The sequence below is a fragment of the Variovorax sp. PAMC26660 genome, assembly GCF_014302995.1.
In the GTDB taxonomy this organism is placed as follows: domain Bacteria; phylum Pseudomonadota; class Gammaproteobacteria; order Burkholderiales; family Burkholderiaceae_C; genus Variovorax.
In genome coordinates, this window is record NZ_CP060295.1 from 2218158 (window position 1) to 2243318 (window position 25161).

The window sequence follows — 25161 nt, forward strand, 5'->3', positions numbered from 1 at the left end:
TTTCGCTGCGGGGAACACCCGGTGTCATTCGCACATGGACACACTCTGCGTTTTCGGCCGATCAACAAGTGCTCTGAGCGCTCACGTCGATACGGGGCTCTTTTTCGCGAAATAAAGGAGGAGCGAAGCGGGGGACATTCGCGAAAAAGAGCACCGTGTCGGCGTGAGCGACGCCCTGAATAGCGGCGTCCCAAACCACCACGCATCCAACACACAACGGCTGCAGATGTCATCCGAGCACTGTAAAGGCCTTGGTGAAAAAATCGTCACTGCCAAAGTTGCCGGACTTGAGTGCGATATGCACGCCCGCGCCCTGCGCAGCTTCGGCGCGTGCGTGACACCACGGCACGCCAGGATCGATCTGCGGGCCGATCTGCATCTGCACGATGCCCAACGCCTGCACGCACGCGCCCGAGGTTTCGCCGCCGGCCACCACGAGCTGGCGCACACCCCGGTCAACCAGGCCGCGCGCGATGGCGGCGATGGTGCGTTCGACCATCGCACCGGCTTCGTCCACGCCGAGGCGGCCCTGCACCGATTTCACGGCGCCCGCTTCGGCTGTGGAATAGACAAGCACCGGGCCTTTGTCGAGCAACGGTGCGGCCCATGCCAGCGCTTCGGCGGCGACGTCCACGCCCGCCGCGATGCGCAGCGGATCGATGGCCAGCGCCGCGCCGCCGCGCTGGATGAAGTCGAGCACCTGGCGGTTGGTCGCGAGCGAACAACTGCCGGACACCACCGCCTTGTGGCCTCCGGCCTCGGGCAGCGCGCTGGCCTGCGACGAAGGCGCGAGGCCGAAATTGGCCGGCAGGCCGATGGCCACACCGGAGCCTGCGGTGACCAACGGCATCTTCGCGAACGCAGGGCCCATGCGCAGCAGATCGTCGTTCGACACCGCATCGACGATGGCGATGGACACGCCCTCGCCCCTCAGTTGTTCGATGCGCTCCGTGATGGCGGCTGCACCACGCGCCACCACCGCGTGATCGATCAGCCCCACCTTGCGCGTGCACTGCGCCTGCAGCACGCGCACGAGATTCGGGTCGGTCATCGGCGTGAGCGGGTGGTTCTGCATGCCGCTCTCGTTGAGTAGCACATCGCCCGCGAACAGGTAGCCCTTGAACACGGTGCGCTTGTTGTCGGGGAAGGCGGGCGTGGCGATGGTGAAGTCGCAGTTCAGCGCGTCCATCAGCGCCTCGGTGACGGGGCCGATGTTGCCCTGCGGCGTGCTGTCGAAGGTGGAGCAGTACTTGAAGTAGATCTGTTGCGCGCCTTGGGCCTGCAGCCAGCGCAGCGCGTCGAGCGATTGCGCGATGGCCTCGGTCGGTGCAACGGTGCGTGACTTGAGCGCGACCACCACCGCATCGACGTCCGCATCGAGCGGCGTGGCCGGCACGCCAATCGCCTGCACCACGCGCATGCCGGCGCGCACGAGGTTGTTGGCGAGGTCGGTGGCGCCGGTGAAATCGTCGGCGATGCAGCCGAGCAGCAGCTTCTTCTTCGCCATCGCTCAGTCCTTCGCGACGGGCAGCTTCACCGCCTGCGCGTTCTCGCGGACGTAGTCGCGCAAGATCGCGTCGAAGCTGGCGTCGGCCTTCAGGCCCAGCGCTTCTGCACGCGCCGCGTGAATGCGGCTGGGCCAGCTCGTGACGATCTTTGCGACGGCGGCATCGGGCTCCCAGTCGATCAGGCCGGTGGCGTCCTTGCCCGCGATGCGTTCGAGCGCCTGCGCCATCTCACGCACGGTGGTCGTCAACGCGGGCAGGTTGATGGCGGTGCGAGCGCCCCACTCGGTGGCGCCGGCCGTGGCCGCGCGGATGATGCCTGCGACGGTGTTGCCGGGCGAAGCCAGCGCGACCGCCGTGTCGGGCGACACGGGGCAGCGCGCGCGTTCGCCGGCCAGCGGCTCGCGCAGCATGCCGCTCAGGAAGCTGGAGGCCGCGCCGTTGGGCCGGCCGGGGCGCACCGAGACCGTCATGAGCCGCACGTTGCGACCCTGCACGAAGCCCTTGCGCGTGAAGTCGGCCACCAGCTGCTCGCCGATGAATTTCTGGATGCCATAGCTGTTCTGCGGCGTCGGCAGCGTGGTGTCTTCGATCACGGCGGGCAGGCGCTGCTCGGGCGAATCGCCGAACACCGCGACCGAGCTGGAGAACACGAACACTGGCGCATGGCCGGCGCGGCGACAGGCGTCGAGCAGGGCGCGCGTGGTGTCGAGGTTGCTGCGCATGCCGAGGTCGAAGTCGGCCTCGCACTCGCCGCTGACGGCCGCCGCGAGATGGAACACCACGTCTGTGCCGGCCAGTGGCAGTGCGCTGTTGCCTGCCTGTTCGTACAGGTCGCCTTGCACGAACTGGATGCGGGCATCGGCTGCAAGGTCGGCGGGCGGCGGCACGCGGTCGGCCAATGTGATGCGCGAGATGCCCCTGGCCGCGCCGCGTGCCAGCGCGATGGGACCGCCCGCGAGCAGGGTGCGTGCGAGCCGTGCGCCGAGAAAGCCGCAGCCGCCGGTGATGAGGATGTTCATGGTGTTGTCTCTTTCCTTTTTTCTTCAGGCTTCTTTTTTCGGGGCGGGCAGTTCGATGCCGGGGAAGATCTTGATGACGGCGCTGTCGTCCTCGCGCGCAAAGCCGGCGGTCGATGCCTGCATGAACATTTGATGCGCGGTGGACGACAGCGGCAACGGAAACTTGCTGGCCCGTGCCACGTCGAGCACGAGGCCCAAATCCTTCACGAAGATGTCGACGGCGGACAGCGGCGTGTAGTCGCCCGCGAGCACATGGGCCATGCGGTTCTCGAACATCCAGCTGTTGCCCGCGCTGTGCGTGATGACTTCGTAGAGCGCGGCCGGGTCCACGCCTTCGCGCAGGCCCAGCGCCATCGCCTCCGCGGCCGCCGCGATGTGCACGCCGGCCAGCAGCTGGTTGATGACCTTGACCTTGCTGCCCGCACCTGCCGAGTCGCCCAGGCGGTAGACCTTGGCCGCCATCGCGTCGAGCACGGTGCCGGCCTTCGCGTAGGCGGCGGGCGTGCCGGCGGTCATCATCGTCATCTGGCCGCTCGCGGCCTTGGCAGCGCCGCCGGAGATGGGTGCATCGAGGTACAGGATGCCTTGAGCGGCGAGGCGTGCTTCGAGGGCGACCGACCAGTTCGGGTCAACGGTGGAGCACATCACGAACAGGCTGCCGGGTTTCATCGATGCGGCGCAGCCGGACGTGGTGCCGTCGCCGAACAGCACGGAGTCGGTCTGCTGCGCGTTGACGACGACGCAGATCACGATGTCGCACTGTGCGCCGAGCGCTTCGAGCGTGGCGCAGGCGGTGCCACCTTCGCGGGCAAAGGCTTCGGCGGCTTCACGGCGCACGTCGAACACATGCGGCGCATGGCCCGCGCGGCGCAGCGATTGCGCCATGCCAGTGCCCATGGCGCCAAGGCCCACAAGGCCGACGACGGGGGTTTGGGGGGTGGTCATGAGGGAGGTGCTTTCAGGGATTGAAAGAGGGAAACGGTGTTGCCGTGTTTGTCTTTATTTGTCAGGTCATCATACAAATATGGGCGCACAGATCAACCCCTGGGATGGGCCCTTTGCTCTTTGATTTGTCGCGTTGTGTTGTGGGGCGCTGCTGTTCAGGGCGTCGCTCACGCCGACACGGTGCTCTTTTTCGCGAATGTCCCCCGCTTCGCTCCTCCTTTATTTCGCGAAAAAGAGCCCCGTATCGACGTAAGCGCTCAGAGCAGTCGTTGCTCGCAGGATCAATCAGAGCGTGCCCAAGTGCGAATGACATCGGGTGCTCCCCGCAGCGAAATAAAGGAGGAGCGAAGCGGGGGACATTCGCGGAGGGGGAGTGCCCGGTGTCATTCGCACGCGCCCCGAACAAAACAGCGCCTGAATCGCAAAATCCGACAACTCACTTCCCCTCCGGCCAGCCCTTTTCAACAAGCGGCCGCGCAAGCTGATCCCCCTCCTGCTGCCAAAACGCAGGATCGGCCTGCTCGATACGGCGGATCGCGTTGTCCATGTGCGCCTTGGCCGCTTCGCGCGCGCCCGTCGCATCACCGGCCTCAATGGCCTCGATGATCAACGCGTGCTCCTGCGCCACCTGGCTTGCAAAGTCGGCACGGCGCGCCTCGTTGGCCCGCGTGACGCGCGTGGCGCCATGCAGGAACTGCCGCAGGTACTGCAGCGTGCCGATCAGGAAAGGATTGCGCGCGGCCTCGGCGATGGCGCGGTGAAAACGCACATCTTCGTCCGCACCGTTGCCACCGGCCTTCACCGCCGCCTGCAACGCCTTGATGGCCTCGCGGATGCGGCGCAGGTCGGTCTTGCTGCGCCGCTCGGCTGCCAGCCCGGCCACCTCGGCTTCGAGCGCGCGGCGCAACTCGACCATCTGGATCACCGCTTCGCGCGAGGCCACATGCGGCATCTCGAAGCGCAACGGCTCGACCCCGGCGGCGCGCACATACACGCCGCTGCCCTGTCGCGAATCGACCAGCTCCAGCGACTTGAGCCGCGAGACGGCTTCGCGCACGACGGTGCGGCTCACGCCGAACTGCGCGGCCAGTGCGGCCTCGGTCGGCAGGCGGTCGCCTTCCGACAGACGCCCGCTGCGCACCTCGGCGGCCAACGCATCGGCCACCTGGTCGGCCAGGCGGACGGCAGGGGCGAGGGATTGGAAACGTGCGGTCATGGACGCGGGGAGCGGTGGGGCCTGCGACTCTAACGCAGGCCTTCGCACCATGCCCTCGCACCGCGCGGGATCAGTTCAACGCGTGACGCGCGGCGCGCACGATGCTCGCGGCATCCACGCCGAAGAACTGGCGCAGCGCAGCGCGCGTGTCGCTGCGGCCGAAGCCATCGGTGCCGAGCGAGAGGTAGCGACGGCCTTCGGGCAGGAAGGCGCGCACGCTCTCGGGCACGGCGCGCACGTAGTCGGTAGCGGCGACGATCGGGCCCTTGCCCTTGCCAAGCTGCTGCGCGATGAACGCGGTGCCAGCTTCTTCACCGGCCAACGCGCGCTGTTCGCAGGCCAGGCCATCGCGCGCCAGCTCGCTCCAGCTCGTGACGCTGAACACCTCGGCTTCGATGCCTTCGTCGGCCAGCAGTTGCGCGGCCTTGACCACTTCGGTGAGGATCGCGCCCGAGCCCATGAGCGTGACCTTCTGCTTCGCCTTGCCCTTGGCAGGCGAATACGTACCGAAGCGGTAGCACCCGCGCAGGATGTCGCCTTCCGCGCCCTCGGGCACATCGGGCTGCGCGTAGTTTTCGTTCATGAGCGTGACGTAATAGAAAACGTCTTTCTGCTCGACCATCATTTCGCGGATGCCCGCATCGACGATCACCGCCATCTCGCCCGCATACGCCGGGTCGTAGGCCTTGCAGTTGGGGATGGTCGCGGCCACGAGGTGGCTGCTGCCGTCCTGGTGCTGCAGGCCTTCGCCGCCGAGCGTGGTGCGGCCCGACGTGGCGCCGAGCAGGAAGCCACGTGCCCGCTGGTCGGCGGCGGCCCAGATCGCATCGCCCACGCGCTGGAAGCCGAACATCGAGTAGTAGATGTAGAAGGGCAGCATCGCCAGCCCGTGCACGCTGTAGCTGGTGGCCGCTGCCGTCCAGCTGGCGATGGCGCCGGCTTCGCTGATGCCCTCTTCGAGGATCTGGCCGTCGGTGGCTTCGCGGTAGCTCAGCACCGAACCGATGTCCTCCGGCGCATAGCGCTGGCCCACGCTCGAATAGATGCCCACCTGCTTGAACAGGTTGGCCATGCCGAAGGTGCGCGCCTCGTCGGCCACGATGGGCACGATGCGCGGGCCCAGGGCCTTGTCTTTCATGAGATTGCCCAGCATGCGCACGAAGGCCATGGTGGTGCTCATTTCCTTGCCTGCGGCCGCTGTAGCGAACTGCGCATAGCTGGCGATGTCGGGCTTGGGCACCACGTCGCAGGCGGTCTCGCGCCGTGGCATGGCGCCGCCGAGCGCTTCGCGGTGCTGGCGCAGGTAGCGCATCTCGGCGCTGTCCTCGGCGGGGCGGAAGAAGTCCATCGCGGTGGCCTGCGCGTCGGTCAGCGGCAAGTTGAAGCGGTCGCGGAATTCGATGAGATCGACGTCACCCATCTTCTTGTGCGAGTGCGTCGTCATCTTGCCCTGGGCCGCGCTGCCCATGCCGTAGCCTTTCTTGGTGTGGGCCAGGATCACGGTGGGCTGGCCCTTGTGCTTGGCCGCCGCGGCGTATGCGGCATGGATCTTCACGAGGTCGTGGCCGCCGCGCTTCAAGCGGTCGATCTGCTCGTCGGTCATGCCTTCGGCAAGGCGCGCGAGCTCGGGGTTCTGGCCGAAGAAGTTGTCGCGGTTGAAGCGGCCGTCCTTCGCGGCGAAGGTCTGCATCTGGCCGTCGACGGTGTTGGCGAACACGCGGGCGAGCGCGCCACTGACGTCCTGCGCGAACAGGCCGTCCCAGTCGCTGCCCCACACGAGCTTGACGACGTTCCAGCCGGCACCGGCGAAGAGCTTTTCCAGCTCGTCGATGATGCGGCCGTTGCCGCGCACCGGGCCGTCCAGGCGCTGCAGGTTGCAGTTGACCACCCACACGAGGTTGTCGAGCTTCTCGCGCGCGGCGAGCGTCAATGCGCTCATCGATTCGGGTTCGTCCATCTCGCCGTCGCCGAACACGCCCCAGACCTTGCGGCCTTCGCAGTTCAGCAAATTGCGGTGCGTGAGGTAGCGCATGAAGCGCGCGTGATAGATCGAGCTGATCGGGCCGATGCCCATCGAGCCAGTGGGGAACTGCCAGAAGTCCGGCATCAGGTACGGATGCGGGTAGCTGCTCAGGCCGCGCGCACCGCTGCCTTGCGTGAAGGCAGGCGCGGTCAGTTCCTGGCGGTAGTGCTTCAGGTCTTCTTCGCTCAGGCGCCCTTCGAGGAAAGCGCGGGCATAGACGCCGGGCGCGCTGTGCGGCTGGAAGAACACGAGGTCACCGCGATGCGCCTCGCTGCGCGCGTGGAAGAAATGATTGAAGCCGGTCTCGAACAGATCGGCCGCGCTCGCATAGCTGGCGATGTGGCCGCCAAGCTCGCCATACGCCTGGTTGGCCTTGGCCACCATCGCGAGCGCATTCCAGCGCATCAGCGAGGCCAGCCGCTCTTCGACCGCGAGGTCGCCCGGGAACGGCGGCTGGTCTTCCACCGCGATGGTGTTGACGTACGGCGTTGCCAGTTCGGGTTGCCAGCCGATGCGCTGCTGCCGCGCGAGGCGGGCCAGCTCCACCAGCATCTGGCGCGCGCGCTGCGGACCGTGCGCTTGCGCCAGCGCCAGGAAGGCGTCGCGCCACTCGGCGGTCTCTGCGGGGTCGGGGTCGTGCGAAAGCGGCGTGTCGAGCAGCAATGCGCGCATCTGGTCGGCTGAAATCGGGGCGTTCATATCGGCACTTTAGGCCGGCATGCGAAGAATTAGCTACCGGCGCAGCCAATTCCATGCCAGCGTCGCAGCATAAGATGCCGCCACTTCCAACTTGCACGGCATTTCATGCAACTCGACGCCATCGACCTGCGCATCCTCGACGAACTGCAACGCGACGGCGCGCTGTCGAACGTGGAACTGGCGCGCCGCGTGCACCTGTCGCCCTCGCCGTGCCTGGCCCGGGTAAAGGCGCTCGAAGCCAACGGCGTGATCGGCCGCTACGTGGCGCTCGCGAGCCCCAAGGCGCTGGGCCTGGGCCTGAACGTGTTCATCTCGATCAGCCTGAAGACGCAGAGCAAGCATTCGCTGGCCGACTTCGAGCAGCGCATCGCCGAGCACGACGAGGTGATGGAGTGCTACCTGATGACGGGCGACCGCGACTACCTGATCCGCGTCGCCGTGGCCGACATGGCGGCGCTGGAGAAATTCATCATGGAACAGCTCACGCCGATTCCGGGGATCGAGAAGATCCGGTCGAGCTTTGCGTTGAAGCAGGTGAGATACAAGACGGCGCTGCCGTTGCCAAGAGAATAGGTACTCCCCCAGGCTTCGCGCACTTCGTGTCGCTGCGCCAACCCCCTCGCCGGGGGCAACACCGGTGGCCCGGCAAAGCCGGTTCCACGGTGTTCCCCGGAGGGGCCTGGGGTCCAGGGATGCTCAGAGACCGATGAGACCGCCGTCGTTCTTCGTGATCACCACCGTTGCCGATCGCGGGCGCGTCTTGTCGCCGTCCGGCCAGTGGCTGAGGAACTTGCCCGGATCATTGATGTCGGCCTTGGCCGTGTTCTCGCCCGGATGCTGGATGTTCACGAACAGCGCACGGCCGTCGCCAGATTCGGCGATGCCGGTGATTTCACAATCAACCGGGCCCACGAGGAAACGACGCAGGCCGTCGGTGCCCGGGGCCTTGCCGACGAAGGTGGCCTGCGTGGCGGTGGTGCCGCCATCGACGTTGGTGATGGTCTTCGCAGCACCATCGCCGACCTTGCCCGGCAGGGCGCCGAGCAGCATGCAGTTGGTCACGTCGGTGTACTTGCCATCGTCGGTCTCGATCCACAGCAGGCCGGGCGCGGCCTGGCTGAACCACATGCCGTCAGGGCTGGAGAAGTCGTTGTCGGCGCCGAGGGCGGACAGGTTCACGTCGGCCGATGCGGTCGAGCGCGCGCCGAACATGTACACGTCCCACTTGAAGGTGACGGCAGCGGGGTCGCCGCCGGTATCGGCGAAACGGATGATGTGGCCGTTCGGATTGCCCTTTTGCGCGACGCCACCCTTCGGATCGTTGTACGAACGCGGGTTGGCCGCGTCGGTGCCGGTGACCGCGCGTGCCGAGTTGTTGGTGAGAGTGAGGTACACCTCGCCGTTCTTCGGGTTGACGGCCGTCCATTCCGGGCGGTCCATCTTCGTGGCGCCAGCCACGTCGGCAGCGAGACGCGTGTTGACCAAGACATCGGCCGCATCGGCGAAAGCGTAAGCGGGGTTGCTCGCGGTGATGCCGTTGACGCCGAGCTTGAGTTCGAGCCAGTCGCCCGTGCCGTCGGCCTTGAACTTGGCCACATAGAGCTTGCCGTCGTCCATGTACTTGTCGCCGGCGGCGATGCCGCCGCCGATGTCGGCCGCATCCCAGTTCCTGGTGGACACGAACTTGTAGAGGTACTCGTTCTGCGAGTCGTCGCCCATGTACCAGACGAGCGGCTTGCCGACGACGACCGGTCCGAGGCAGGCGCCTTCATGGCCGAAGCGGCCGAGCGCGGTGCGCTTCCTGGGCGTGCTGGCGGTGGTGAACGGATCGATCTCGACCACCCAGCCGTAGGTGTTGGAACCGTTGCGGAAGTCGTCGGTGGCGGTGGCACCGATGACCTCGGTGTTCCAGCGTCCGTAGAGGTTGTCCGCAGTGTCCGGCGTGAAAGTAGCCCAGAGTTCGCGGCCGTTGCCGGCGACTCCGTAGCGCGCGAAGGACGCGAGTTCCTTCGTCGAGCGTTTGGCGTTGTCCGTCCCGGTGATACGGCGGAAGTAGCCGGCCCAGTTTTCTTCGCAGGTCAGGTACGTGCCCCATGGCGTGGTGCCGTTGGCGCAGTTGTTGACCGTGCCGCGAGTCTTGCTGCCGTCGGTCGAGTACTTGGTCTTCAGATAGTCGGTCTTGGCGGCCGGTCCCGAGAAGTTCATCTCGGTCAATGTGTGAACGCGGCGGTTGAAGCTCGAATCCTGCTTGTAGCTCCAGGAGACGCCAGCACGGTTGACTTCGATCACGCTCACGCCATGCACGTAGAACTCGCGCAGCACTTCGTCGGAAACCGTTCGTACCGCGGCAGCGCCGCTGCCGGTGATGGTCTGGCCCGTGGGGTGCAGGAACACTGAGGTGATGGCTTCGTGGTTCATCACGAGCAGGCCGCGGGAGGGGTTGGCCGCATCCCACTTGCCCGACGCGTTCACGCCGAAGAAGGTCATGCCGTCGTGGTGATCGCCAGCGCGGCGGTCGAAGGTATTGGCAGCGTCGGTGCCGTTGTTCACATAGGCGGGCACGCCCGAAGCAATCGGGTCTCCCAGGCGGTAGAGCACGCTGGCCGTGTAGCCGGCGGGCACGGCGACCACGTCGGCGAGGCTCTTGGCAACCGCATCGAAGCCGAGCTTGAGCGACGCAGCAGGCGCGGGGGCCGGCGGGGGCGGCGGAGGCGCTGGCACGGGCGGCAGGATCGGAAAGCCGGCGCCGGCGCCACCACCGCCGCCGCAGGCCTGCAGCAGGGCCGTGCCGGCGGTGCCGACGCCAAGGCCGAACAGATGGCGACGGCTCAGGCGGGACGCGATCAGGTCGGTGAAAGAGGGGTTCGAGGTGGGATTGGTGCCGACGTCGTCGAGATCGATCCCGGCAGCGTCGGTACGGGTGTTTGCGGTCATGCGCAATTTCTTTCGTGGGTTGAAAAGGAAATCAACCCGCGAAGTTAGGCACTTCGCATGACATATCCGTGAAACGCTCAGGTTCTGGTCAGGTTGTTTTTGTGTTTTTCAAAGGAATGCGCACTTCGTGTTGCTTCGTTGCGCCCCCGAGCAGGAGGCCACGCCGGCGGCCCAACTGGGCCGGTGCTGGGGTGGGGTGGTGCTTGCGGCCCGCGCGCCGCGCGGATCAGGGCGCCGGCAGTTGCCGCGGCCACAGCGCCCACAGCCGCAGCGGCTGGTTCACGCTGGCCGCGAGCCGGCCGGCATCGGGGCCGGTGCCGGCAAAGTAGTCGGCCCGCACCGCGCCGAGGATGGCGCTGCCCGTGTCCTGCGCCACCACCAGTTTCTGCAGTTGCGCCGCCGGTCCGCTGGACGCCAGCCACACCGGCGTGCCGTACGGAATGCTCTCGCGGTCGACCGCGATCGAACGCCCCGCCGTCAGCGGCACACCCTGCGCGCCGCGCGGGCCGAAGGCGGCGTCGACCTCGCTCATCGTCTCTTCGCGGAAGAACACGTAGCGCGGGTTGCTCCACAGCAGTTGCGTCACGCGCTGCGGGTTCTGCGCGGCCCAGGTCTTGGTGTCATCGGGCCACTTGCCGACCTTGGTCACGCCCTGGCTCATCAGCCATTGCTGCACGCTGCGGTAGGGCTGCTCGTTGGTGGCCGAGAAGGCCACGCGCACGGTGTGCTGGTAGCCGTTGGCCTCGGTGATGCGAAGGCGCCCGGAGCCCTGGATGTGCAGCATCAGCGCGTCGATGGGGTCGGCCATCCAGGCAATCTCGCGGCCGCGCAGCGCGGCCTGGGCTTCGGGCAGGGTCTCGATTTCCTGGCGCGAGTACCAGGGACGGCGCGGCACGAGGCCGTCCGGGGCCTGGTAGATCGGCACGTTGAAGGTGGCGCTGGGCACGCGCGAGGCCTCGTACACGGGCTCGTAGTAGCTGGTGAGCTTGCCTTCGGTCTGGCCGTTCAGCGCCTCGATGCGGTAGGGCTGCAGCCGCTCGGTCATCCACTGGCGCTGCTCTTCGGGGGTGGCGATGGTGAGCTGGCGCACGTCGCGGCACAGCGGCGCGAAGGCGGCGTTGGGGCGCGAGCAGTTGGCCAGCAATGCGATCCATGCTTCATGCAGCGGGTCCTCGTCGAAGCCCGGCAGCTCGGCCCAGCCGACCGGCACCCAGCGGCTCTTGGGGTGCGCGAGCGAGCCGGTCAGCGGGCCGAGGTCGCGCGGCGGGGCGATGACGGAAGGACGGGTTGGCGCCACAGGCACGCGCGGGCCGACGGAACAGCCGGCCAGCGTTGCTACGATCACCAGCCCAACCGTCCACAGGAGTCCATTTCTCATGGGTTTGATTCTGCTTGAAGCCCTCGCCGCGGGACTCGTGTTCATCTTGATCATTTGGTGGACCATGTTTTCCGGCCGCAAGAAGGGTGAATTGCACGACGATGCCGACGCCGAGGACAGTGCCAAGGCCGCCGATCGGAATCCGCCGCCGAAATCGTGAATTGATCGTGTAGCCCGCCACCGCACGCTGGTGTCGGAAAAGCACCCTATTGCTATTACTTTAGTAGCAATCATCGCAGCATTCATGCGCGATGGCGAAACTTTTCTTATTTTCTGTAGGGCTATGAACCCGTACCATCGGGGCACGTCCGGGAGCTAAGCTGTGGCCCGCCTGATTCAACCTAGAAAGGTATCGCCATGAAAAAATTTGTCCTCGCCACCGCCGCCACGGCCATCGTCCTGTCCGGCTGCGCCGGCGGCATGACCGACACCCAGCGCAACACCGGCATCGGTGCCGGCATCGGCGCGCTCGGCGGCGCAGTCATCGGCTCGGCCACCGGCGGCAACCGCGGTGCCATCGGCACGGGCGCGGTGGTCGGCGCGGCAGCCGGCGCGCTCGGCGGCTACCTGTGGTCGCAGCGCATGGAAAACCAGAAGCGCCAGATGGAAGCCGCCACCCAGGGCACGGGCGTGGCCGTGACGCAAACGGCGAACAACGAGCTGAAGCTGGCCATTCCGAGCGACGTGTCGTTCGATGTGGGCCGCTCCAACATCAAGTCGAATTTCGCACCGGTGCTCGACCAGTTCGCTAGTGGCCTGCGCAACAACCCGAACGCCGAGGTGCGCATCATCGGCCACACCGACAGCACCGGCTCCGATGCCATCAACAACCCGCTGTCGGTCGACCGTGCGTCCAGCACGCGCGATTACCTGGTGGCACGCGGCGTGAATGCCGGCGCCTTCCGCATCGAAGGCCGTGGTTCGCGCGAGCCGATCGCCGACAACAACAGCGACGCCGGCCGGGCACAGAACCGCCGCGTCGAGATCTACGTGGGCGAGCGCGCACCGCAAGGTTGAGCCGCCGGTCCATCCGTCACATCGGGGAAACCGGTCGCATTGAAAGGCCGGTTCCCAACGCCATTCCATTGGTCCAAGAAGAGGGAAAGCTCATGAGAAGATTTGTTGTTGCGAGTGCGGCGGCCGCCGCGTTGATGTTCATTGCAGGCTGCGCCTCGCAGGCCACGAAGCCTGCGGAAACGACAGCCGCCGCGCAGCCGGCACCGCCGGCCAACAGCTGGACGGCACGCCTGGCCGCACTGAAGAGCGATCTCGAAGCTTCGACCAAGGGCACGGGCGTGGTGATCGAGCAGACCACCGACAACCAGCTTCACGTGGTGATTCCGAACGACCTGTCCTTCGACACGGGCCGCTCCAACGTCAAGCGCAACCTGGCGCAGGTGCTGGACAAGGTCGCCGAAGGCCTGAAGACCGCCACCGCCGCCAGCGTGCGCGTGATCGGCCACACCGACAACACCGGCAGCGACGAAGGCAACGAACGCCTCTCGGTGAGCCGTGCCGACAGCGTGCGCAACCACCTGGTGGGACGCGGCGTGTCGACCACCGCCATCACGACCGACGGCCGTGGCGCGCGTGAACCGCTGGTCGACAACAACACTGCGGCTGGCCGCGCCCAGAACCGCCGCGTCGAAATCTTCGTCGCGGAAAAGGCCTGACCTTCTAGAGGTCCCGAAGTCGGTTCGCCAATTCGACGGCCGACTTCACTTCCATCTTCTCGAACACGCGCGCGCGGTGGACCTCCACCGTGCGCACGCTGATCGCGAGCTGGTCGGCAATCAGCTTGTTGGGCAGGCCCTCGACCACGAGCCGCATCACGTCGCGCTCGCGGTCGGTCAGCTCGGCAATGCGCTCGGCCAGGCTGCGGCGCACGCGTTGCGCCTCCAGTTCGCGCAGCGACGCGCCCAGCGCCTGCTCGATGCGGTCGACCAGGGCGTTGTCTGAAAACGGCTTCTCGCAAAAATCGAAAGCACCGCGCTTGACCGCATCGACGGCGGTCGGCACATCGGCATGGCCGGTCAGGAAGATCACCGGCATCGCGGCCAGCAAGCCGCGCTCGGCGAGCCGGTCGAACAGCACCAGCCCGCTGGTGCCAGGCATGCGCACATCGAGCAGCAGGCACAGCGGCTGCTCGGGCAACGGGCCTTGGTCAAGGAACTGCTCGAAAACCTCGGCGCTGCCGAAGTGCTCGGAGGCCAGGCGCCGCGAGCGCAGCAGCCAGGCCAAAGCCTCGCGCACGCTGGCGTCGTCGTCCACGATAAAAATCAAGCCATCGATCAGCGGTTGCATGCCATGAGGTCCAACGAAAAATTTGAAAGCGCAGTCAGGCGGCCGCCGGCAGGGTAAACCGGAAGACGGTGCCACGCGGGCGATTGGGCTCGAACATGAGCGCGCCGCCATGCTGCTCCACCACCGTGCGGCACAGGCTCAAGCCGAGTCCCATGCCATCGGCGCGCGTGGTGAAGAAGGGCGTGAAGAGCCGCTCGGCCACTTCCTCGCTGATGCCGCAGCCCAGGTCGGCCACCGAAAACTCCAGCCAGCGGCGACCGTCTTCCTGGCCCGTGCCACCCACCGCCACGGCGCGCGCCACGCGCAGCCGCAACACCCGGCTGCCGACGTTGTCGGGGCTGTCCATCGCCTGCATTGCATTGCGCGCCAGGTTCAGCAGCACCTGTTCGACCAGCGTGCGGTCGCACATGGCGGCGGGCAGGCGGTCTTCGAGCACCACTTCGATGATCACGCCGAGCTTGCGCGCCTGCAGCCGCACCAGCGGCAGCACCGCGTCGATCAGCGCCTGCGGCGCCACGGCCTCGCGCGTGCGGTCGCGCCGGCGCACGAAGTCGTGCACGCTGCGGATCACCTGCCCGGCGCGGTCGGCCTGCTCGGCGATGCGCCTGACGGCCATCGCCACTTCGCCCTGGTCGCCGGTCGCGTTCGGCCCGAGCAGGTTGAGCGAGCCGCTCGCATAGCTGGCAATGGCGGCCAGCGGCTGCGTGAGTTCGTGGCTCAGCAGCGAGGCCATCTCGCCGACGGTGGCCAGGCGCGCGCTGGCCTGCAGGCGCTCCTGGCTGGCGCGTGAGAGTTCTTCGATGCGGCGCTGCTCGCTCACGTCGATGAACGCGCTCATCCAGCCGGTCTGCACGCGGTGCGCGTTGATGAGCGGCGCCTCGAAGATCAGCACCGGAAAGCGCGCGCCGTCCTTGCGCATGAAGACCGACTCGAAGCCCTCGCGCGGCGGCATGCCACCGGCCAGGCGCCGCGCCTGGCGCTGCTGGTATTCGTGCGCCAGCTCGGTGGGCCAATAGGGCGCGTCGCCGTTGTCGGCCATGAGTTCTTCGGGGCTGAAGCCGACCATCTCGCAGAAGGCCGGGTTCACGTAGGTGATGCGCCCTTGCAGGTCGCGCGCACGCAGGCCGGTGATGACGGAGTCTTCCATCGCCTTGCGAAAGGCCAGCGCATCGGCCAGGTCGCGTTCGGCGCGCAGCCGGCGGCGCGTGTCGCGCGCCAGCAGCACCAGCACCGACACCAGCGCGATCGAGATCGCCGTGACCAGTGCCGTGAGCATGTTCGGAAACAGGTCGGGCGCGGCGCGCCAGCCGTCCACGCGCAGCATCAGCGCGGCGCCGGGCAGGTCGATGAGCTGCTGCGAGGTGAACACGCGCGTGCCGGTGCGCCGCGAGGTGCCCAGCGCCACCAGCCGCGTGCCATCGGCCTCGGTGAAGGCCACTTCCTGGCCGCGCGTGAGCGTGGGGCCGACCAGCTCGATCAGCGCGTCGCGCAGCGAATAGCTGGCCACGAGGTAGCCGCCGGCATCGATGGGCACGCACAGCTCCATCACCTCGACGCCGCCACCGCCGGTGATCGGCACGTAGTGGCTCGGCGAATAGGCCGGCGCGCCCAGCTTGTGGGCGGCCGCGCAGGCCAGCGTCACATCGGACTGCTCGGGGCCGCGGCTGGCCTCGTCGAGGATACGCATGCGGTAGGGCGTGTTGACCGCCTCGACGGGGCGCAGCGCGGCATCGCGCCATTCAAGCCGCAGCCATTCGCGGTGCTCGCGCAGCAGGGCGGCGGCGGTGTCGGCCCATTGCGCACGCTCCATGCCCGGCGCCTGCGTGGCGCGCAGGCTCTGCGCGTTGCGCTGGAAGCCGCTGCGCAGGTCGGACACCGCATCGGCGGTATCGCGGTCCAGCGCTGCCTGCACCTGCTCGACCTCGTGCCGCCCCGCGAGCCACACCACGGTGACCAGCAGCGCCGACACCAGCACCGCCAGCAGCAGCCACAGAAACCAGCGCTTCCAGAGCGAGCGCAAACGCGCGAACGACAGGGGCGCTTGCCGGCGGTGCGGGGCTTCGGGGTCGACTTCGGGCGGCAGGGCCGACACGTCAGAGCACGCTGTGCGAGAGAACGGGAAGCTGGGTGCGCGAGCGCTCGACCTGTGCGGCGTCGATGTCGAACAGCACCACGCCTTCACCGCTGGCCTGCTGCGCCACCACCGTGCCCCACGGGTCGACGACCAGCGACTGGCCCCAGGTCTGGCGGCCGTTCTCGTGCGTGCCGCCTTGCGCGGGTGCAACCACCCAGGCCAGGTTTTCGATGGCGCGGGCGCGCAGCAGCACTTCCCAGTGGGCGGCGCCGGTGGTGCGGGTGAAGGCGCTGGGCACCAGCAGCAGGTCGGCGCCCTGCCTGGCCAGCGCGCGGTACAGCTCGGGAAAGCGCAGGTCGTAGCAGACGCTCATGCCGATGCGCCAGCTGTGGCCGTCGCGCGAGGGCAGGTCGAACACCACAGGCTCGGCGCCCGGTGCGATCACGCGGCGCTCGTCGTAGCGCTCGGTGCCGTTGTCGAAGAAGAAGAGGTGGATCTTGTCGTAGCGCGCCACGCACTTGCCTTCGGGCGAGAAGCAAAGCGAGCTGTTGAACACGTGCTCGGCATCGGTGCTCTCGATGGGCAATGTGCCGCCGACGATCCACAGGCCGAACTCGCGCGCCGAGTCGGCCAGGAAGCCCTGCACCGTGCCGGCGCCGGCGGTTTCGCGCAGGCCCAGCTTGTCGGTGTCGCGCGCGCCCATCATGCAGAAATACTCGGGCAGCACCGCGAGTTCGGCACCGGCCGCGGCGGCCTGCGCGAGCAGGTCGTGGGCGCGTGCGAGGTTGGCTTCGCGGGCAATGGCCGACACCATCTGGATGGCTGCAACTCTCATGGGGTGGTCTCCGTTTTCTTGCTTTCGTCGGCGGTCGACGAGCCTGGCAGGCCGGGCAAGGCCGGCAGGCCCGGAAGGGTCGGGATGCTCTGGGGCAGCAGCTGCAGCGTACGCGGCACCTTGGCGATCTTGGGATCGGCCCAGGTGCCTTCGACATGAAACTCCTGCGTGGCCGCGGCCGACAGCGGCTTGCTCAGCACCCATTGCGCAAGGAAGGTGCCCAGGCCGATGGCCGGGTTGATGGCGGTGGCCACCAGCGCGGCCGTGCCGGCGTTGATCTCGGGCACCACCACCACGCGCAGGTTCTGTGTCTCGCGCACGATGTCGGCCGAGCCGTCCATCAGCGCGGCGGCGTTGACGCCCTTCATCTGCAGGTTGTTGGTGCTCGCGATGCCCTTGTTGATCTTCGCGTCGCCACGGATGAAGTCGAAGGCGAAGCCCTGGCTGAACACGTCGCGGAAATCGAGCGTGAGCCGGCGCGGCAGCGCCTGCAGGCTCAGCACGCCGAGCAGCTTGGCCAGGCCCGGGTCGGCCTTGAGGAACTGGCCCGATTCCACGTCGACCTGCAACTGGCCGCTCAGGCTCGGGTAGTCGAGCGAGAAGGGCGAGCCGCGCCAGTTGACGTCGCCTTCGAGCCGCCCCTTGCCGCGCCGCAGCACGCCCGGCATGCCGAAGCGCCCGAGCAGTTCGCCGGCATCGGCAATGTCGAGCTTGAAGGTCATGGCGGTGCGGCGCTGGCCAACCGCGGCCCCGGGGATGGCGGCCCAGGTGCCCTTGGCCGAAAAGCTGGCTTCCGGCATGGTGAAGCCCAGCTTGTTGAGCGCCCATTCGCGACCCGCGCCGCCGCGGTTGACCGCATCGATCTCGGCGCGTCCGAGTCGCTTGCCCAGCAGCTCGAAGTCGTCGATGACGATGTCGAGGGCCGGCAGCGCGCCGGGTTGCTCGTCGAGCAGGGTCTCGACCTGCGTGGCCTCGGAGGGTGCGATCTTCAGCCGCGCGAGCCGCGCATAGAGCCGGCCGGCCTGCGTGTGGCGGTACTCGGCATAGCCGCTGAGTTCGGTGGCGTCGATGTTGGCGCGCCAGAGCGCGCCGTCGCGCGTGCCGCCCAACACCACGTTGTGCAGCGTGCGGCCTGCAACGCCGAGTTGCTGCGCACGCACGGCGATGCGCGTGGGCAGGTAGGCCAGGGCCGGGTCGTCGGGCCGCTCGGTGCTGCCGGCGCTTTCGGAAGCATTGCTCACGGCCGAGCCCAGCAACGCCTGCCATGCGGAGATGTCGAGCTTGACGATGTTGACGTTCGCGAACACGCCCTTGTCGGGCAGGCTGGCGGTCTCGCCCGCCGTCAGGCCGAAGCCGATGCTGCCGCGCAGCACGCGTGCCTCGGTGCCGGAGATGTCACGCATGTACTGGATCGCGCCGACGCGGCCCAGGTCCAGCGTGAGCTGGTCTTGCGTGGCAACGCTTGCGCCCTGGCGGGTTTCGCGCGCGGTCACCTTCTTCTCGATGCGCAGCGGCATCTGCTCTTCGGCGGTCTTCACGAGCGGTGGCGGCAATTGCAGGGCCATGCCCTGCAGGCTGCTGGTGAGCGAGAACTCGGGCGCGCCGTCGCGCACCGAGAAAGTGGCGGCGAAGGGCGTGCTGCCGCTGGCCTTGCCGGCCAGGCGCGAGAGCCATTCGATCTCGCGCGCGCCGCGCAGGCCGTCGGCGGTGGCTGTGCCCTGCGCCTTCAGGGCCACTTCGCGGTTGGGGCCTGAGAAGCGGCCCTTGCCTTCGATGCGGATGTCGCCGCCCAGCAGCCGGGCCTGCACGCCGGCCAGCGAGAAGCCGGTTTCGGTGAAGTTCAGCGTGCCCTTGGCCTGCGTCAGGGACGGCGCTTCGGGCACCACCTGCAGTTCGTTGTCGGCCAGCGTCACGCTGGCCTGCACCTTGGCGTTGTCCATGGCCGCGAGCGGCAGTTCGAGGTGCAGCTTGTAGTCGGCCGAACCGGTGGCGCGCGCGCGCAGCATGATCTCGCCGGTTTCGCCGGCCAGCGGCGCGCCCGCGCGCAGCACCTCGGCGAGCGGGCCCTTGGCCTGGGCATCGACGCGCAGTTGCGGCGCGTGGTGCGACAGCTCGGGGATCTGCGCTTCGGCCTTGGTCACTTCGACACCGTTGGCGCCGGCCAGGCGGCCGCGCGCATTGCGCACCAGCATGCTGTCGCGCTCGAACACCAGTTCGCCCGACAGGCCGGTGAGCGGCGGCCACACGGGGGGCGGCATGCCGTTGCGCGCCGGCGCGGGCGGGACATGGGGCGGTGCGTAGGCGTAGTTGACGTCCGCCACCTTGGCCGCGATGCGGAAGTCGCCCAGCTTCGGGTCGAGGAAGGGCATGTCGTGCAGGTCGCCGCGCACGCGGAAATCGACGCTGCTGGCCGTGCCCTTGGTGACGGCGTCGCGCACGTAGTCGCGGGTGTGCTGGGGAATGTCGAGCGGCAGGTAGCGGAACACGCGCGTGCCATCGGCACGGGTCAGCTTGCCTTGCAGGTCGAGCACGCCCGGGTAGTGGCCCTTGCCGCTGGAGGTGGCCGGGTCGCTGGTGCGCCAACTGGCTTCGGCGTCGCCCTCGGCGTCGACGTTGGCGAAGCGCAATTTGGAGACCTGCAGTTGTGCATTGCCGTTGTCGAGCTTCCATTGCAGTTGGGTCGAGAGCCGGTCGATCGGGATGATCGGGTCCTCGAACACGCCGGGAAATTCGAGCGTGCCCTGTGCAATTGCCAGCGTGGCGGTGCCACCGGCATGGGTCGCGTCGAAGTCGAGCGTGGCGCCGCTCAGGCCGGGCGTGCCGGGGTGGACCTTGGGATGGGCGGGCGTTGCATTGTTGGCGGCGGCAACCGGGGTGGTGGCCGTCGTCGATGCGGGAGGAGGGCCTGCGGCGGTATCGGCCGCACCCGGTTGCGAGGCCACGCGCAGGCCGCTGACACGGCCCTTGGCCTGGTACCTGTCGGGCGCGCCCAGCGCGCCTTGCCAGCTCACGTCGATGTGCTCGACCAGCCCGCGCGGCGCATACGCGCCGAGCACCTTGTGCGTGGCCTCGCCCAGCGGCAGCCGGTCGGCGATGAGGGCCAGCGCCGCAAGGTCGAGGCGGTCGGCGCGCACCGCGCCGTGCTCGGGCGTGCGCCCCTTGGCCGGCGTGTGCTGCAGCCACAGGTTGCCGCCGGGCCAGCGCATGCCGTCGCTGGTCTCGAACTGCAGCGCGGTGGTCGAGAACTCGAGGGTTTCCTCGGAGCGATGGCCGGCCAGGCGACCGGTGACCGCGCGCAGCACCAGCGGCTGCAGGCCCTTGTCGAGCGAGACGTCGACCTGGTCGAGCCCGAGGTCGGCCGCGCCGCCCACGATCTGGCCATCGTCCACGTCGGCCCACACGCGCAGCGCGCCGTTGCCTTCGCGGATGCGGGCGTCGAGCGCCACGTATTGGCCCAGCCGCGTGACGTCGATGTAAGGCAGGTCGGCATAGAGCTGGCCGTCCCAGGTCTGCCAGCGGCCGCTGCGCATCGACAGAAACGGCTGACGAAACTGGCCACGCAGCGTGAAGCGCTCGCCCCAACCGGCCGGCGGCGTGGCATCGAGCCGCAGGCCGTGGCGCAGGCCGGTGTTGCGCGCGACGAAGCGCACGTCGGTCAGCAGCAGGGGTTCGGCCCGGCGCTGTTCGTCGGTCCAGCGCACCGTGCCGCCTTCGATGACCAGCTCGCGTTGAGCGAAAAACCAGTCGGCGGCGCGGGTTTCTCCGGTCGTCTCGGTCGACATGTGCAATCCAGCCACATGGAGTTTTCCCTGAGCATCGCGGCGCACGTCGACCTGCGGACCCTCGATGTAGAGCTGCTCGAAATTCAGGCGCCAGAGCGAGCGCGGCGACACGCTGGCCACCACGCGCACGAGGCGAAGCGCCTCGCGGTTGTCTGCATCCTGCAGCACCACGTCGCGCAGTTCGAAGGCCGGGAAAAGCCCTTCGGAGCGGGCGGTGATCGATCCGATGCGGACCGGCACGCCGATGGCCTTGCTAGCCTGTGCCTCCAGAGCGCCGCGAAAATCACCGATTCGCGGCACAATCCACGCGTGTAGGACAACGACTGACAGCGCCAGCAGAAGCCATGCAGCGATCAGCAAACCCAACAGCCAGCGCGCCGTCACAGCGGTGATTTTGAGCAGACGTGAAGGGGTAGACGCCGTGTCGTTCATTGAGGATCGCGCTGTGTCGGGAATTATGACCGCCAGCATTCAGAGGGGTTCCACGGAAACCGATAGCAGTGTGAACCAGTTGCCAGCCACTTCGACGCCAGACGCGCAGAGCGCGTTCTCTTCTTACTCACGCTTCGTGCAGCGCCTGCGTCGCAGGTATGCGGCCGAGCTTTCATTTCTTCCCCTTGGCGCGCCGCGGCGCGAATCGATGACAGTGGCTTACGAGGCATTGCGTCAACGAGGGGACAGCGTTGCCGATGCACTGCGGATTGTGCGGCAGCTCACGATGGAGCGGCTTGTAACGCTTGATTGCGACGAGCAGGCGCCGCTGGCCGTGGTGACCACCGCCGTCACCGAGCTGGCCGAACTGGCGCTCGACATCGCCTGCCGCGACGCCTGCCACGAACTCGACGCCGTGCACGGCGCGCCACTCGGCCCCGAAGGCCAGCGCGCGCAGCTCTGGGTGATCGGCATGGGCAAGCTCGGCGCGCGCGAGCTGAACGTGTCGAGCGACATCGACCTGATCTACCTGTACGACGTCGACGGAGAAACCACCGGCGACGCCGATGGCCGGGGTCGGCTTGCCAACCAGGAATACTTCTCGCGCGCCGTGAAGCGCATCTACGCGCTGGTGGGCGACACCACGGAGCACGGCTTCGTGTTCCGCGTCGACCTGGCGCTGCGGCCCAACGGCAACTCGGGGCCCAGCGTGGTCTCGCTCGATGCGCTCGAAGAATATTTCCAGGTGCAGGGCCGCGAATGGGAGCGCTTCGCCTGGATGAAGAGCCGGGTGGTTGCGCCACGCGATCTCGTGCTCGCAGGGCAGGCACAGGGCCTGCGCGGCGCGGTGCTGCCCTTCGTGTTCCGCCGCTACCTCGACTACAGCGTGTTCGACTCGCTGCGCACGCTGCACCGGCAGATCCGCGAGCAGTCGGCGCGCCGCAGCGCCGGGCGGCCCGAGCGCGCCAACGACGTCAAGCTCTCGCGCGGCGGCATCCGCGAGATCGAATTCACCGTGCAACTGCTGCAGGTGGTGCGCGGCGGCCAGTTCCCCGAACTGCGCACGCGACCCACGCTCGATGCGCTGCAGCGCCTGGCGCGCGCCAACCTGATGCCGCAGGAAACCGCCGATGCGCTGGCCTCGGCCTACGAGTTCCTGCGCCGCGTCGAACACCGCATCCAGTACCTGGACGACCAGCAGACCCATGTGCTGCCGGTGGCCGACGACGACCTGCGCTGGATCGCCCAGAGCATGGGTTACGCGAACTGCTGCCCCTTCCTGGAACAGCTCGACACCCACCGCGAGTTCGTCGCGCAGGAGTTCGACAAGCTGCTCGGCGGCGAGAAGCCCTGCAACGGCAAGTGCAACGGCAAGAAAGCCGCCGCACCCGCCGAGCTGGCCGACCTGCTCGACGACCTGCCTCCCGCCTTTGCCGAGCGCATCCGCGACTGGTGCGAGCAACCGCGCATGCTGGCCCTGCGCGAGGAAACCCGCGTGCGGCTGCGCCAGTTGGTGCAACGCACCGGCCTCTGGCTGAAGGAGCCCGATGGCGACGGCGAAGGGCAAACCCCGCGCCACGTCGATGCCGCGCTGCGCTGGGCCGACTGGATCGAACCGCTGCTGCGGCGCGAAAGCTACCTCGCATTGCTGGTCGAGCGGCCCGCCGTGCAAGAGCGCCTGCTGCGCCTGCTGGGCGCCGCCAAGTGGCCCGCCCGCTACCTGATGCAGCACCCGGGCGTGATCGACGAACTGGCGAGCGACGAGATGCTGTCGGGCCGCTTCGTGGCGGTCGAATTCGAGCGCGAACTCGACGCGCGCCATGAATCGCTCACCCGCACCGGCGAAGCCGACGAAGAGCGCCTGCTGAACCTGCTGCGCCACGCCCACCATGCCGAGGTGTTCCGCACGCTGGCGCGCGACGTCGACGGCCGCATCACCGTCGAGCAGGTGGCCGACGACCTGAGCGCGCTGGCCGACACCACGCTGCGCGTGACCGCCCGCTGGTGCTGGCCCCATGTGCGCAACCGCCACCGCGAAGTGCCGCAGTTCGCGATCATCGGCTACGGCAAGCTGGGCGGCAAAGAGCTGGGCTACGGCAGCGACCTGGACATCGTGTTCGTCTACGACGACGAGGACGAGCGCGCCGGCGAGGTCTATGCGGCCTATGTGCGCAAGCTGATCAACTGGCTCACGGTGAAGACGCGCGAAGGCGACCTGTTCGAGATCGACACGGCCCTGCGGCCCAACGGCAACTCGGGTCTGCTCACCACCAGTTTCCAGGCCTACGAGAAATACCAGCTCGGCCGTGGCAGCAACACCGCGTGGACCTGGGAACACCAGGCCATGACGCGCGCGCGCTTCGTGCTCGGCAGCGCGGACCACGGCGCCGAACTGGGCGCGCGCTTCGACCAGGTGCGCGAGGCCGTGCTGGTGGCGCCGCGCGACCGCGAGGCGCTGAAGGCCGAGATCATCGCGATGCGCGACAAGCTGCGCACCGCGCGGCCGGTGAAGGCCGACCGCTTCGACGTGAAGCACAGCCCCGGCGGCATGGTCGATGCCGAGTTCGCGGTGCAGTTCCTGGTGCTGTCGTCCTCGGGCGAGCATCCGGAGCTGATCCCCAACCTCGGCAACATCGCGCTGCTGCTGCGCGCCGAACTCGGCGGACTGCTGCCCGAGGGTGTCGGCCGCAGTGCGGCACGGGCCTACCGCGAGCTGCGCCGCGTGCAGCATCGCGCGCGCCTGAACGAAGAACCAACGCAAGTCACCCCGCCTGCACTGGCCGCGGAACGCGACGCCATGCTGGCGCTGTGGAAGGCTGTATTTGGCTGACGAAACGCGCACCCGCACGACCACCGCGCTGGCTGCCTGCGCGGTTGCTGTCGCCGTTCTTCTCGCCGGCTGCGCAAGCGGTACACGCAGTGGTGGCAGCGGCAGCGGCGGGTTCAGCGGCCGCGACGGCCCTGGCACCAACATCCCGCCGGACCTGGACCGCGTGCCCGACGCCGAGCCCCGCATCGAGCCCATCCGCAGCAGCGGCGGCACCAGCAAGCCCTACACGGTGCTGGGCCGGGGCTATGCGCCGATCACCGACGACCGGCCGTTTCGCGAGTCGGGGCTGGCCTCCTGGTACGGCCGCAAGTTCCATGCGGCATCGACTTCGAGCGGCGAGCCCTACGACATGTACGCCATGACGGCCGCGCACAAAACGCTGCCGCTCCCGAGCTACGTGCGCGTGCGCAACCCGTCCAACGGCCGCGAGGTGATCGTGCGGGTGAACGACCGTGGGCCGTTCGTCGATGGCCGCGTCATCGACCTGAGCTACACGGCCGCGTTGAAGCTCGACCTGCTGCGCGGCGTGGCGCCGGTGGAGATCGAGCGGATCACGAACGAAGACATTCGCACCGGCGCATGGCGGCGCGATGACGGCACGGCGTATGCGTCGGCGACACCTGTGCCGGTTGTTCCGGTGCGGGTTCCGTCGTCGCGCACGGCGAGCGCACAGCAACCGGTGCCTGTGCCCGCCCAGTGGACAACGTCGGTTGCCACGAACAGCAACGACATGCCGCCGCCCGCTTCGACGATGCCGGTCGTGCCGCAAACGCCCATGGCAGCCACGCTGCCTCCCGGGACAGGGGCCGAGCCGGAATCGGCCCAGTTGCCGCCGTCGGTTCCGCCGTCGCGGCAGGCCATCATGGTGACGGACCTCGCACCGCTGCAGGCCGCGCCTTCGTCACCGCCGCTTCCGGCGGGAACCCCACCGCCTTCCACTGCGCTGCAAGGCTTCTGGGTGCAGCTCGGCGCATTCCGCGAACGCGACGGTGCCGAGAGCCTGATGAGCCAGGCCGCACGCGGCCTGCCCTCGCTGGCACCGCAACTGCGCGTGTTCAGCGAAGCCGGCACGCACCGCCTGCAGGCCGGGCCGTTCCCCTCGCGCAACGCCGCCGGCGAGGCCGTCACGCAGTTGCGCGACAGCCTGCGCATCGCGCCGATGGTGGTGGAACGCCGCTAGGC

General features: G+C 68.2%; 17 protein-coding genes. 6 read left to right on the top strand and 11 right to left on the bottom strand.

Going from position 1 to position 25161, the window contains the following annotated elements; all coding sequences use genetic code 11:
- Window positions 1-229 precede the first annotated feature (229 nt).
- The 5 genes from otnK to mdeB all read right to left on the bottom strand — a co-directional run bounded on the left by otnK (window position 230) and on the right by mdeB (window position 7410).
- Complete coding sequence (gene otnK, locus H7F35_RS10750; RefSeq protein WP_187112853.1) at window positions 230-1507, bottom strand: 3-oxo-tetronate kinase; 1278 nt, start codon at window positions 1505-1507, stop codon at window positions 230-232.
- A 3-nt stretch (window positions 1508-1510) separates the two neighbouring features.
- Window positions 1511-2527, bottom strand: a complete 1017-nt coding sequence (gene denD, locus H7F35_RS10755) for a D-erythronate dehydrogenase (protein WP_187112854.1) — start codon at window positions 2525-2527, stop codon at window positions 1511-1513.
- Between the two features lie 24 nt (window positions 2528-2551).
- On the bottom strand, window positions 2552-3472 hold the full coding sequence (gene ltnD / locus H7F35_RS10760) for an L-threonate dehydrogenase (protein WP_187112855.1): 921 nt from the start codon (window positions 3470-3472) through the stop codon (window positions 2552-2554).
- A 436-nt stretch (window positions 3473-3908) separates the two neighbouring features.
- Window positions 3909-4688 carry a FadR/GntR family transcriptional regulator gene (locus tag H7F35_RS10765; RefSeq protein WP_187112856.1) on the bottom strand — a complete coding sequence of 260 codons (780 nt, stop codon included), beginning with the start codon at window positions 4686-4688 and terminating at the stop codon, window positions 3909-3911.
- Window positions 4689-4758: 70 nt separating this feature from the next.
- A complete protein-coding gene (mdeB, locus tag H7F35_RS10770) occupies window positions 4759-7410 on the bottom strand; it encodes an alpha-ketoglutarate dehydrogenase (protein WP_187112857.1) in 2652 nt (883 codons plus the stop codon).
- Between the two features lie 105 nt (window positions 7411-7515).
- Between mdeB and H7F35_RS10775 the strand changes: the two genes are divergently transcribed.
- Window positions 7516-7983, top strand: a complete 468-nt coding sequence (locus H7F35_RS10775) for an Lrp/AsnC family transcriptional regulator (RefSeq protein ID WP_187112858.1) — start codon at window positions 7516-7518, stop codon at window positions 7981-7983.
- 123 nt (window positions 7984-8106) lie between these two features.
- On the opposite strand, the gene H7F35_RS10780 is transcribed toward H7F35_RS10775, so the two are convergent.
- The gene (locus H7F35_RS10780; protein WP_187112859.1) at window positions 8107-10344 is read right to left on the bottom strand and encodes a PhoX family protein; all 2238 of its coding nucleotides are present in this window, start codon (window positions 10342-10344) and stop codon (window positions 8107-8109) included.
- Between the two features lie 226 nt (window positions 10345-10570).
- Complete coding sequence (locus H7F35_RS10785) at window positions 10571-11722, bottom strand: murein transglycosylase A (RefSeq protein WP_187112860.1); 1152 nt, start codon at window positions 11720-11722, stop codon at window positions 10571-10573.
- On the opposite strand from H7F35_RS10785, the gene H7F35_RS10790 reads away from it, so the two are divergent.
- The 3 genes from H7F35_RS10790 to H7F35_RS10800 all read left to right on the top strand — a co-directional run bounded on the left by H7F35_RS10790 (window position 11721) and on the right by H7F35_RS10800 (window position 13395).
- The gene (locus tag H7F35_RS10790; protein ID WP_187112861.1) at window positions 11721-11882 is read left to right on the top strand and encodes a hypothetical protein; all 162 of its coding nucleotides are present in this window, start codon (window positions 11721-11723) and stop codon (window positions 11880-11882) included. The genes H7F35_RS10785 and H7F35_RS10790 overlap by 2 nt on opposite strands.
- 197 nt (window positions 11883-12079) lie before the next feature.
- The gene (locus H7F35_RS10795) at window positions 12080-12739 is read left to right on the top strand and encodes an OmpA family protein (protein WP_187112862.1); all 660 of its coding nucleotides are present in this window, start codon (window positions 12080-12082) and stop codon (window positions 12737-12739) included.
- Window positions 12740-12831: 92 nt separating this feature from the next.
- Entirely contained in the window at window positions 12832-13395 is a 564-nt protein-coding gene (locus tag H7F35_RS10800; protein WP_187112863.1) for an OmpA family protein, read from the top strand.
- A gap of 4 nt (window positions 13396-13399) precedes the next feature.
- On the opposite strand, the gene H7F35_RS10805 is transcribed toward H7F35_RS10800, so the two are convergent.
- From H7F35_RS10805 to H7F35_RS10820, 4 genes are read right to left on the bottom strand one after another with little or no spacing between them, the layout of a single operon-like run.
- The gene (locus H7F35_RS10805; RefSeq protein ID WP_093242653.1) at window positions 13400-14026 is read right to left on the bottom strand and encodes a response regulator transcription factor; all 627 of its coding nucleotides are present in this window, start codon (window positions 14024-14026) and stop codon (window positions 13400-13402) included.
- A 34-nt stretch (window positions 14027-14060) separates the two neighbouring features.
- Window positions 14061-16109 (bottom strand): two-component system sensor histidine kinase NtrB, encoded by a 2049-nt coding sequence (locus tag H7F35_RS10810; protein WP_410010787.1) that lies wholly within the window; start codon window positions 16107-16109, stop codon window positions 14061-14063.
- A 10-nt stretch (window positions 16110-16119) separates the two neighbouring features.
- Window positions 16120-16935: a carbon-nitrogen hydrolase family protein gene (locus H7F35_RS10815; protein ID WP_187112864.1), complete on the bottom strand. Its 816-nt coding sequence runs from the start codon at window positions 16933-16935 to the stop codon at window positions 16120-16122.
- Window positions 16932-21149 carry a YhdP family protein gene (locus tag H7F35_RS10820; RefSeq protein ID WP_187112865.1) on the bottom strand — a complete coding sequence of 1406 codons (4218 nt, stop codon included), beginning with the start codon at window positions 21147-21149 and terminating at the stop codon, window positions 16932-16934. Before H7F35_RS10820 ends, H7F35_RS10815 begins: the two co-directional genes overlap by 4 nt.
- 25 nt (window positions 21150-21174) lie before the next feature.
- Between H7F35_RS10820 and glnE the strand changes: the two genes are divergently transcribed.
- The gene (gene glnE, locus H7F35_RS10825; RefSeq protein ID WP_187112866.1) at window positions 21175-23979 is read left to right on the top strand and encodes a bifunctional [glutamate--ammonia ligase]-adenylyl-L-tyrosine phosphorylase/[glutamate--ammonia-ligase] adenylyltransferase; all 2805 of its coding nucleotides are present in this window, start codon (window positions 21175-21177) and stop codon (window positions 23977-23979) included.
- Window positions 23972-25159: a septal ring lytic transglycosylase RlpA family protein gene (locus H7F35_RS10830; protein ID WP_187112867.1), complete on the top strand. Its 1188-nt coding sequence runs from the start codon at window positions 23972-23974 to the stop codon at window positions 25157-25159. The genes glnE and H7F35_RS10830 overlap by 8 nt, the downstream gene beginning before the upstream one ends.
- Window positions 25160-25161 lie beyond the last annotated feature (2 nt).